This is a genomic window from Actinospineispora eucalypti, from assembly GCF_039543365.1.
GTDB classification, from domain to species: Bacteria; Actinomycetota; Actinomycetes; order Mycobacteriales; family Pseudonocardiaceae; genus Pseudonocardia; species Pseudonocardia eucalypti.
In genome coordinates this window covers 1-9,972 of record NZ_BAABJP010000016.1, presented here as the reverse complement: position 1 = coordinate 9,972, position 9,972 = coordinate 1, and the positions used below count along the sequence as shown (strand labels likewise).

Sequence of the window (9,972 nt, the reverse complement as noted above, 5' to 3'; positions counted from 1 at the left end):
GCGACGTGTGGTGGGAGGGCATGACGCCCGAGGCGCCCGCGCACCTGACCGACTGGAAGGGCCGTGACTGGTCGCCGGGCTCGGACGAACCGGCGGCGCACCCGAACTCCCGGTTCTGCACGCCCATCGACCAGTGCCCGATCGTCGCGCCGGAGTGGCAGGACCCGGCCGGGGTGCCGATCTCGGCGATCCTGTTCGGCGGGCGGCGGGCGAACACCGTGCCGCTGGTCACCGAGTCCCGGGACTGGCAGCACGGCGTGTTCCTCGGCGCGACCCTGTCGTCGGAGACGACCGCGGCGGCCACCGGCAAGGTCGGCGTGGTGCGCCGCGACCCGATGGCCATGCTGCCCTTCCTCGGCTACCACGCCGGCGACTACCTGAGCCACTGGCTGGACCTGGGCAAGAACGCCGACGCGGCCAAGCTGCCCAGGATCTTCCACGTGAACTGGTTCCGCCGCGGCACCGACCGGCGCTTCCTGTGGCCCGGTTTCCGGGAGAACTCCCGCGTGCTGAAGTGGATCACCGAGCGGATCGAGGGCACCGGCAGCGCCACCGAGACCCCGGTCGGCTTCGTGCCCGCCGCCGCCGACCTGGACCTGGCGGGACTTCAGGTCGAGTTGGCCGACATCACTGAAGCACTCACCGTCGGAACCGACGAATGGCGTCAGGAGCTACGCCTGATCGAGCAGTGGTTCGACAAGATCGGCAACCGGCTGCCCGAGGCGATGCGGCACGAACTGTATGTGCTGCGCCAACACCTCGGCGAAGCCTCGGCGCGCTAACCCGTCGGTGCTCACACGGCTGACGAGGCTGTGCGCGAAGCTCAACCGCGGTGGTGGCTGAGAGTGGCACAGGACAATGGCTGGGCGTCGTGGGGACAACCGGTGTCCCTAGGGGCCATGCCCGCCCGGCCCGCGTCCGGGTGGACGCTCGCCGTGGCGACCGACACCACCGCACCCGCCCCACGCGGCACCCGCAGTGGATCGGGGCTGGAGGACGACGCCGCGCTCCTCGCCGCCGTGTCCGGACTGGTGGTGACCCCGCTCACGCTCACCACGCGCGCTCCTGCGGACCTCGCCGCGCGACTGCACGCACTCCCACTCCAGGTCGGTGCGATCTTCCTGACCCGGACGGAGCGGGCGTGGGCACACGAGACCCAGCACCTGCTGCGCGATCACGGTGCCCGGCCGCTGATCACCGACGACGACGCGACGGCCATCACTCTCACCGCCACCGCGCTGACTTACCTGGCCCGGCTACACCGCTCCCTCGGCCAAGCCAGGACGGTGGTCGTCGGCGCGGAGACCATGCCGATCATGTGCGCCCTGCTGCTCGCGTCAGGGAACAATCACGTAAGCGTGTGGCATCCACATGAGGCGACCAGCGCACTGGAGCGAGCCTGCCGTCACGCGGACCTCGTGATCAACCTACTCGCGGCACAACTTGCGGTCCGGCGGGTGGCGATGGACCGCCCCGCCGGTTCGGTGATCGAGATCGGCGGCGATCACGAACACCTGCTTGCGCTCCCCGGGCTGTCTCGCGCCGTCGCCGGCGCACCCGGCGCACCGGTCGACCTCGAGGCCTACCACGCGTGCGTGCACGGTCTGGTCACCGTCACCCCACCGGGCTGGTCACTTACTGCGCCGCCGTGGTCTGGCGCGTCCCCGCGTCATTCGTGCGCGTCTACGAGGAACCCGCCCTGGCGCGCCGGTTCGGCGCCGAGTACGGCACATGCCGGCGCAAACGTGCGGGCTTGGATACCGCGAGCACACCCGTGGACACCCGCACGGAGTCAGGATTGAAGTAGGTCGTGCAGTGCGTCGGCGGTCGCTGTGACGTCCTCGGTGTCGGTGAAGTGGCCCACGGTGGGCAGCCGAACGACCCGGCCGTGGGGCAGCAGGTCGGGTACCGCGTCGACGTTCACACGCTCGTGAAGCAGCGCCGCGATCGAGTTCAACCGGGGCAACCGGTCATGGGAGTGATCCGCCGTGCTGAGTTTCGAGCCGTGGGTGCGCTCGCTGGCGTCGCTGACTACCGCGACCGCACGAGGGCTACTCGGGGTCATGGTGGGGTTCGTCGAGGGTGAAGGGGCCTTCGACGAGGCTCAGCGGTGGCAGAGTTGTTCGATCGAGCCAGGTGTCGGTGTCGATTCCGCATTGGTCGGCGGTATCGAGAAGCTTCTGGAGGAGCTTGCGGTGCAGGTAGGCCGAATACGGAAGCTCCGCTCGCCGCGCCGCTGTCAGGTTCCGCAGCGCTGAGCGGACCTCGGCGCGCAGCTCGGTATGCATGACACTTCCCCTCGTTGCACCTCACAGAGTATGGTTACTTGCGAAATCTCGCAACTCCGAAAGTATGCGGCTGCTCTAGCGGTGGTCAATGGCCCGGCCCACTCGCGCACATCTTGAGGCTCGCGACTTTGGGAGACCGCCACCTCCGGCCGCGGCCCCGGTGGGCGCGGTACACGAGCGGCACGACAGGATGAGGACACCGCCATGCATGTCCGGATGAATACGATCTTCGGTGACCGCGACAAGACGGCAGCCGTCCTGGACTATATCGAAGGCCGCGACCGCGCGGTGGTGGAAGCGGCGCTCGGCACCGGCGGCCTGGCCACCTACGCGGATTGGGACAGTGGGGTCGTCGTGGCCGCCTCGTACTGGGATGAGCCCGCGCACTCCAGCGAGGCGGTCCTGACAGAGGTCCGTCGCGATGTCGAGCTGCTCGCCGGCGGCACCGTCACGGCGGAACAATACGAAGTCACGGCGAGAGTCTGGCACTCCCGGCCCGGGCGGGGCGCGGTTGTGCTGCTGCACGGCGTGCAGCTTGAGTCCGCGAGACTCGACGACGCGGTTCCTTTCCTCAACGGGGTGCTGCTGCCGGAACTGGCTCAGTGCGAGAGGCCGTGTATCGCCGAGATTTTGGTGGACAGGGACTCGAGTTCAGCGGTCGTGTTGACGGTATGGGAAAACGAGCATGTCGCCGGGGACGCGAGTCCAGCTGTCGAGGCCCTCCGAGCTCGAGGGGTTGAGCATGGTGTCAAATTCGTCACCACCACTCGGTACACCCTCTTCGGCGTCTCCCAGGGCGGAGTACCGGGTGTCGAGCTGTGGCTTCCCCCGCTCGGCCCGTGACCGGCCGCGGTCCGGCACCCGTGAGCCCGTCACCGCGGCAGGCGCCCGGCGCGACGGTTGCAACCCACGGATCTTAAAAAGTTGCGCGGCGCGCGGCTAAATGCCTCGCCCCGGCACGCCCGGGTTCGACCTAATTCGGGGGCTCTAGCATCGTTTCGCCGCTACCAGCAAGTCATCAGCGGCCACAGCGAGGCCGCGCGCGAACAACTCGCCGCCGGCGGTGCGGACACCGCTGGGGTGGTTGGCGAGTACCAGCCCGGTACGGAGATCAACGACCTGGACAACACGTTCACCGCGCGGCTTCTCTATGCGTTCTGGCGGTTGTGCGAACAGGGCATCGCCCGCACCGACTTCGTCGAGCCCAACCACAGCGCTGGTCACCGCCCACAATTCCAGCTCACGGCTGTGCGGGTGGTCGGGCGGAGGCGACCTTAGCCGGCTAAGCGGTGACGCGCCTGGCTCGATCAACGGGTGTGATTGACTCGGCGACGGCCTGGAGGGGGTGGGTCGAGATGCGTGGTGCGCTTGATAGCGGCGGGCATGAGGTGATCGCGCGCGCGGTGGTGCGTGTGTGTGGCGAGTCCGGTGAGGTGGCGGGTGCCGGGTTCGTGGTCGGGGCGAACCTGGTGGCTACCTGTGCGCATGTGGTGACCGTGGCGCACGGGGTTGAAGGGGATACAAATAGCGGTCGTCCGCCATCCGGGGCGTTGATGGTGGAGTTCCCGCTTTTGCCTGGCGTGGTGCGGTGTGGCGCGACGGTTGCGCGGTGGTCGCCGATGCGGGCTGACGGTACGGGGGATGTGGCGATTCTGGCGTTGGCGGAGCGGGCGCCGGTGGGTGTGCCGCCGATGTGGGAGCCGGGGGAGGTGTGGGGGCGGGAGTTTCGGGTGTTGGGTTTCCCGGCGGATCTGTTGGATGGGGAGTGGGTATCGGGGCGGTTCGCGGGTCGCCAGGGTTCTGGGTGGCTGCAGCTGCGAGCGGCTTCTGGTGGGCCGCGGATTTCGGCGGGGTTTAGCGGGTCGCCGGTCTGGGATGTGACGGCGGGGTGTGTGGTGGGGATGGCGGTGGCCGCGCGGCCGGAGGGGCCGGCGACTGCTTTCGCGTTGCCGGTGCGGGACGTGTTGGGGCTGGATCCGGCGTTGTTGCCCAACCCGTATCGGGGCCTTGAGCCGTTCGATGAGGAGCATGCCCGGTTTTTCTGCGGCCGTGAGCGTGACGTCGAGCGTGTTCTCGACGTCTTGGCCGGGTCGCCGTTGGTGGCGTTGACGGGCGGTTCGGGGGTGGGGAAGTCGTCGCTGCTGCGAGCCGGGGTTGTTCCCCGGTTGCGCGCCGGGGGCTGCCGGCTCGGTGAGATTCGAACGGTTGGTGCGGTCGGCGGGCTTCGGGCGCTGGCGGCGGCATTGGCTCCGGTGCTTCACCCGGGTCTGGATGCCGACGTGGCCGGCGGTTGCGTGGTGGCGCTATCCGAGCGGATTCGTTCGGATCTTGCCTTGGTCGCGGCCGAGCTGTCGGAGCGGCTGAGTGAGCGGGAGTTGGTTTTGGTCGCCGACCAGTTCGAGGAGCTCGCGGTAGACCGCCCCGCCGAGGCCCGCGAGCTGCTCGCCGTGTTGTTCGAGTTGGCCGAGGCTGTGTCGGTGGGAGATCGGCTGCCGTTTCGGGTGGTGCTCACGTTGCGGGGCGCGAGCGTGGATGAGCTGCCGCCGGGGCGGGTGGCTGCCGCGCTGGATGCGGGCCGGGTGGTGCTGCGCGCCATGGACCGGTCGCAGTTGCGGGCGGCGATCGTCGGGCCGACCGAGCATTCCCCGGGGCTGTCGTTCGAGCCGGGCTTGGTAGATCGGATCTTGGACGATACCGGTGTGGAGCCGGGGCGGCTGCCGCTGTTGGAGTCGTTGCTGACCCAGCTGTGGGAACTGCGTGACGGGGGGCTGTTGCGCACGGCGCGGTATCAGGAGCTGGGTGGGGTGGCTTCGGCGATCGCGCGGCGGGCGGAAGAGGTGTTCGTCGAGCTCACCGATTCCGCGGAGGATGAGCTTGGTTGGCGGTTGCTGATCCGGTTGGCTCGGCCGAACGGACCCGGGTTTGTGCGTGCGTCGTGTCCGCTGGCGGATTTGCCGGCCGAGTTGGCGGTGGTCGCGCGCCGAATGGCGGTTGAGCGGCTGGTGGTGCTGACCCATGACGCCGCTGGGTTACAGAATGTTGAGCTGGCCCATCAGGCGTTGATCGATCATTGGCCGGCGTTTCGGGAGCGGCTGCGCGCGGATCTCCGGTTTCTGCGTTGGCGCCAGGAAATGGATCACCAGTACCGGTACTGGGTGCTCAGCGGCGGTGATCCGGGTGCGTTATTGCGCGGTGGTGCGCTGGCGACCGCGAAGGAGATGCGCGCCGAGCGCGGTGTCGATCTGTCCGCCGCGGACCACGAGTACATCGGGGCCAGTGTGGCCAGGGCGCGTCGCGAGGTGCGGCGCTGGCGGGTCGCGGCCGCGGTGTTCCTCGTGCTCGCGCTCGGTGCTAGCACGCTCGCGGCCCTGGTCGCGCGGTCGCGCGCGGACATTCGCGATGCACGGGACGCGGCCAATGTGCGTGCCATAGCCATTGACTCGGCGAACCAGTCCAGAATCGAGCCGGACAAGGCGGCGCAGCTCGCGCTGGCCGCCTACCGCGCTGATCCCCACAGTCCGGAGGCGCGTAGCGCGCTGGGCCGGGCCTACCTGGCCAACCTCGCGGTCGGCCAAGTCGTGACCGGGGTCACGGACACCCGGATTGACCAGCTGTTGACCAGTACGGACAGCGACACTGTGCTGGTTGGGCACAGTGGTGGGCACATAGTGGTCAGCGGCCTGAACGGGCCCGGGCCCCGATCGTGGGTGTTGCCGGGCGCTGCGGAGGACCTGCCGTTGGCGCTTTCGCCGGATGGCCGGCGGGTGCTGGGTCTCGATGCGACCAACCGGCTGCTTGCCTGGGACGTTCCCTCCCAGGCCGGTCCGGTCGAGCTTGCGGCGCCGGGCGGGCACCGCGAGGCTTCGGCGAACCTGGCTGTGTCGGCGGACGGTCGACGCGCGGTGTGGACGGTGCAGGCCAGCAGCGACCGCACCGATGTGTGGATCTGGGATCTCGAGGCGAATCGGCCGGTCGAACATCACCTGCGGCCGCCGCCGACGGCGCGGGTGACCGAGGCGTGGCTGACCGATGATCCTGGCCGCGTTGCGCTGCGCCTGGGCGAGCCCGCAGCGCCGGATTCGCGTCTGGTGATCTACGAGTTGGCGTCGGGCGCGCCGCTGCGCATCTTGTCGCCGGGCAGTGCGCTGGCCCGGCACGGAACCTTGGCGATCGCGTGCCAACCCACGGTGGCGGTTTCCCGGGCCTCGGACGGCGCCCCGGCAATGGCGTTCCCCGGGCTGGCCGGCAAGGGCTGCGCGGACTCCGACGCCGGCTGGGTGTCCTTGTCCGGCGATCGGGAGTACCTGCGTTACTGGACCGCCGAAGCGGGCAGCGACCAGCAATCACTGCTGACGATCTTCTCGCTGCGCGACGGCCAGCAGTACCAGCTGTTCTTGCCGGGGTTCTGGTCGTTCCCGATCCGATCTGGGCCGTTTCGCCCGCTCGACACCCTGGGGATGCTGCGCGGTCGCGGCGGGGCGCCGAGCCCGGTCGTGGCGTTGGGGGAGTCGCTCTACCGGTTCGACCCGCCCGCTGGTGACATCCCGGGTCCTGGATCCACGGCCGACCCGGCCGGCGAGGCGGCGAGCGATACCCAGATCTCACTGACCGGTGGCGTGCTGCGCGGCCTGCGCGGGTCCGGTGTTCCGCTCGGGCCGCCGATCACCTTGGCCACCGACCCCGCCGAGGTTGCCTGGCTGCATGACCCGGTGTACGGCACGCCCCACGTACTCATGAGGCCCGGGCACGACAACCAGGCGTTCGTGCTCGCCCGGGAAGGGTCGTTGAGTATCTGGGATCTTGGCACCGGGCGTCTGCTCAGCCGGCTGGCCACGCGGGTGACCTCGGGCGGGTACACGCCGCCGCATTCGCGGCTGCGGTATGTGGTCAACCACGACGGCCGCTACCTGGCGTTCATGGCCACCGACGGGGTGGTCCAGGTGTGGGACATCGACGCCGGCGCGCAGGTGTGGACCCTCCCGATCCCGCCGATGCAGCTGTTCGGTTTCGACCGCACCGACGAGCTGGTGGTTTCCGACGCGCGGGGGGTGAGCCTGTGGAACTTCCGCGACGGCAGCCAGGTGGGCCCGCTCGCGCCGGCTGGCGGGCCGACGATCCCCCAGCCGCTGCTCGATCGGCAAACCCTCACCCTGCGGCTGTCGAACACACCCATCAGCCTTGACCCCGAGCAGTGGTTTGCCCGGGTGTGCGCGGCGATGAACCGGCCATTCACGCCGGCCGAACGCGCCCGGCTACCGGAGGGTGTGCCGGATGACCCGCCCTGCGCCCGGCACTGACCTCATTGGCTGCCCGGGTCGAGTTGCGTGCCGAGCGGCACCTGCCGGGCCGACAGGCCGGGACGGCAACTCACGAACTCCGCCCGCCCCCACGCATCGTCGGTGTGGCCGGGTTCGGCGCGCACCTCGACCACCAGCCTGGGCACGACCCGTCGACAGTCCACCGGGATGGCGCAACCCCCGTAGAGCGCGTCGAAGAAGCCGGGCGAACAGGGCCACGGGTGATCCGCGCCTGCGGTGCGCAGCCACGCGGCCATGTGTCTGGCGAGATCACCGACGGGTGCGATCACCTGACACACCGGCCGGAACCGGCCGTCGCTCGTGTAGCGACCCAGGATCAGGAAGATCGGCATCCCGGATGGGCCGTCCACGGCGCCGACGATCGCGGTCGTGGTCCGCATCCGCGCCTGGCGCTCGCGCTCGGCCTTGGCCCGGCCGCTGAGTAGGTCACCGAGCGTGCTCCACAGGCCCGCCATGTGTGCGTACCAGGCGCTCGACCCGAGGAACACCGCGCCGAAGCCGAGCAACGCCAGCACAGCCGTCGGCGCGGCGCGATCCGCTCGGTCGATCAACTCGTCGCGGGTGTATGTCCCGTCTTGGGTGAGACACAGCTCGGTCGCCGCCAGCGGCCGGCCGTCGCACGTTCCCTCCGGATCGTCCAACAGCACACCCACCGCGGCCGCGACAAGCAGCGACCCGACGAGGCCAAGAAGGACGGTGGATACCACGCAGTCGCGGCGGCTGAACCGAACCATTCTCACGATCACAGCTCCATTCCCTCTGACCGGTCGCCATTCCCTCACCGGTCCACCTGTGCCGGCGATGCAGCCGGGGTTCACCACACACCACCGACGACGGGAAGACCTCGATGGTTGTGCGGGCGCGCCCGCCGGAGACGCGACTCCCTACGGCGTCGCGGGATCCGCCGCACCGTGGGTGGGCTGCCGGGGTGCCGGGGTGCCGCCGAACGTAGGGATGTTCAGCAGTCGAGCACGGTCTGATACCGCGAGCCCGGTTTCGGTTTTGGGAACGGACGGGTGTTGTAGGCGTCGATGTTCCAGCAGTCGGTGACCCAGGTCGGGTTGGACCAGATGACCTTCACCGAGATCGGCCGGCCGCATCTGTTGCGCACGTTGACGCCGTTGTCGTATGCCTCACGGGCGGTGCAGTCGACTTCGCCCTGGGTGTGGATGGGCGTGAGTGGTGTCGCGTGGGCGAGGGGAGCGGACACACCACCGGCGACGATCGCGGCGGCGAGCAACAGGCTGGTTCGCATGGTTCCTCCTACGGGGTGAGCGGGTGGATATGTGCCAAGCCCGACAGGTGCCCGGAGGCCAGGGTTGCCCGACGCCACCCGGTGTCACCCGAATGGGTCAATAGTGATCGGCTCGGAGCAACCAACACCGGTTGGCTAGCGTCGCAGTCGCTATGACCGCCGAGACGAGTGCCGGGCCGAGCAGTGGGGAACGCGCCGTGACCGAGAAGCCAGTCGAACCGGAAACCGACCTCGACTGGGACAGCTGGCTGGCCGAGCTGCTGCGCGGGTTCGACGTGCGCTGGTTGGATGCGATACGCCCCGCCTCGGCCGCCGACCGGAGCCACCGCTCGGGCCTGATCCGCGTCGGGCACGCCCGTGGCGAGGCCTTCGGGGAGTGGGTGGCGCGGCACTACCGCGAGCAGCACGGCGTGCTGATCCACGCCGCGATGCGTTACCTCGACAACGTCGAGGACGCCAAGGAGGCCGTACACGACGTCATTCGCCGGATGCTGGCCAATCCGCCCGCTCTGGATGGGGATGACGCGCTGCGCGGCTACCTGTACCGCGCGGTGCGCAATGAGGCTATTAGCCGGCTGCGTCAGCACGCGCGGCGCCGCGAGTTCGAGGATATCCGCACCCAGTTGGACAGCGAGATCGCCGTGAACATCGGCGCGCCGCTGCCGGCAATCGATGATTCGGTGACCCGTCAGCTGGTGCTGGCCAAAGCGTTGCAGCGGTTGTCTCAGCGGCTGCGTGAGGTGCTGCTGTTGGTCGACCACGACGGGCACAGCATGCAGTCGGCCGCCGACCGGCTGGGTATCACCCCGGGTGCGGTGAAGCGCTACCTGTTCAACGCCCGGCACGCCCTGCGCGAGGACGAGTCGCTGCGGCAGCTGCGCAGCGCCGCCTGAGCCAGCGCGCGGCAACCAATCCGGGCTCTGCCGAGTCGAGCAGGGTGACCGGAGGGGAGCGCGATGCGCGAGAACAAGATCAGGGCGATCGCCACCGAAGAAGTACGGCGAGCGCTACGGCAACAGCGAGCCGACGAAGTCACCAGCGACCTCAATCGGCTCACCGAGCGGCTGACCAACACCACTTCGATGGCGGCGCGCGCCGCCGAACAAGTGGT

10 protein-coding genes are annotated in these 9,972 nt (G+C 69.4%); 6 read left to right on the top strand and 4 right to left on the bottom strand.

All coding sequences use genetic code 11. The features are described 5' to 3' along the window. On the top strand, positions 1-782 hold a 782-nt coding region (locus ABEB12_RS19480; RefSeq protein ID WP_345702952.1), incomplete at its 5' end, for a phosphoenolpyruvate carboxykinase domain-containing protein. A 102-nt stretch (positions 783-884) separates the two neighbouring features. Then, on the top strand, positions 885-1,802 hold the full coding sequence (locus ABEB12_RS19475; RefSeq protein ID WP_185061013.1) for a hypothetical protein: 918 nt from the start codon (positions 885-887) through the stop codon (positions 1,800-1,802). On the opposite strand, the gene ABEB12_RS19470 is transcribed toward ABEB12_RS19475, so the two are convergent. Together ABEB12_RS19470 and ABEB12_RS19465 are read right to left on the bottom strand one after the other, a co-directional pair. After that, positions 1,793-2,065 (bottom strand): hypothetical protein, encoded by a 273-nt coding sequence (locus tag ABEB12_RS19470; protein ID WP_345702951.1) that lies wholly within the window; start codon positions 2,063-2,065, stop codon positions 1,793-1,795. The genes ABEB12_RS19475 and ABEB12_RS19470 overlap by 10 nt on opposite strands. Beyond that, positions 2,052-2,288: a hypothetical protein gene (locus ABEB12_RS19465; RefSeq protein ID WP_345702950.1), complete on the bottom strand. Its 237-nt coding sequence runs from the start codon at positions 2,286-2,288 to the stop codon at positions 2,052-2,054. The genes ABEB12_RS19470 and ABEB12_RS19465 overlap by 14 nt, the downstream gene beginning before the upstream one ends. A 204-nt stretch (positions 2,289-2,492) precedes the next feature. On the opposite strand from ABEB12_RS19465, the gene ABEB12_RS19460 reads away from it, so the two are divergent. The 3 genes from ABEB12_RS19460 to ABEB12_RS19450 all read left to right on the top strand — a co-directional run bounded on the left by ABEB12_RS19460 (position 2,493) and on the right by ABEB12_RS19450 (position 7,585). Beyond that, positions 2,493-3,131 (top strand): hypothetical protein, encoded by a 639-nt coding sequence (locus ABEB12_RS19460; protein ID WP_345702949.1) that lies wholly within the window; start codon positions 2,493-2,495, stop codon positions 3,129-3,131. 81 nt (positions 3,132-3,212) lie between these two features. Continuing rightward, positions 3,213-3,566, top strand: a complete 354-nt coding sequence (locus tag ABEB12_RS19455) for a hypothetical protein (RefSeq protein ID WP_345702948.1) — start codon at positions 3,213-3,215, stop codon at positions 3,564-3,566. A 77-nt stretch (positions 3,567-3,643) separates the two neighbouring features. Continuing rightward, the gene (locus tag ABEB12_RS19450) at positions 3,644-7,585 is read left to right on the top strand and encodes an nSTAND1 domain-containing NTPase (protein WP_345702947.1); all 3,942 of its coding nucleotides are present in this window, start codon (positions 3,644-3,646) and stop codon (positions 7,583-7,585) included. Between the two features lie 2 nt (positions 7,586-7,587). On the opposite strand, the gene ABEB12_RS19445 is transcribed toward ABEB12_RS19450, so the two are convergent. After that, positions 7,588-8,346, bottom strand: a complete 759-nt coding sequence (locus ABEB12_RS19445; protein WP_185066059.1) for a hypothetical protein — start codon at positions 8,344-8,346, stop codon at positions 7,588-7,590. A 218-nt stretch (positions 8,347-8,564) separates the two neighbouring features. Further along, on the bottom strand, positions 8,565-8,861 hold the full coding sequence (locus tag ABEB12_RS19440; protein ID WP_345702946.1) for a hypothetical protein: 297 nt from the start codon (positions 8,859-8,861) through the stop codon (positions 8,565-8,567). A gap of 197 nt (positions 8,862-9,058) precedes the next feature. Here ABEB12_RS19440 and ABEB12_RS19435 point away from each other — a divergent pair, with 197 nt between their 5' ends. Further along, entirely contained in the window at positions 9,059-9,754 is a 696-nt protein-coding gene (locus ABEB12_RS19435) for an RNA polymerase sigma factor (RefSeq protein WP_345702945.1), read from the top strand. Positions 9,755-9,972 lie beyond the last annotated feature (218 nt).

Excerpts from the sequence above, each read along its gene's own strand:
- ABEB12_RS19470 (WP_345702951.1), bottom strand. The coding sequence starts at position 2,065 with ATGACCCCGAGTAGCCCTCGTGCGGTCGCGGTAGTCAGCGACGCCAGC.
- ABEB12_RS19465 (WP_345702950.1), bottom strand. The coding sequence starts at position 2,288 with ATGCATACCGAGCTGCGCGCCGAGGTCCGCTCAGCGCTGCGGAACCTG.
- ABEB12_RS19450 (WP_345702947.1), top strand. The coding sequence starts at position 3,644 with ATGCGTGGTGCGCTTGATAGCGGCGGGCATGAGGTGATCGCGCGCGCG.
- ABEB12_RS19440 (WP_345702946.1), bottom strand. The coding sequence starts at position 8,861 with ATGCGAACCAGCCTGTTGCTCGCCGCCGCGATCGTCGCCGGTGGTGTG.
- ABEB12_RS19460 (WP_345702949.1), top strand. The coding sequence starts at position 2,493 with ATGCATGTCCGGATGAATACGATCTTCGGTGACCGCGACAAGACGGCA.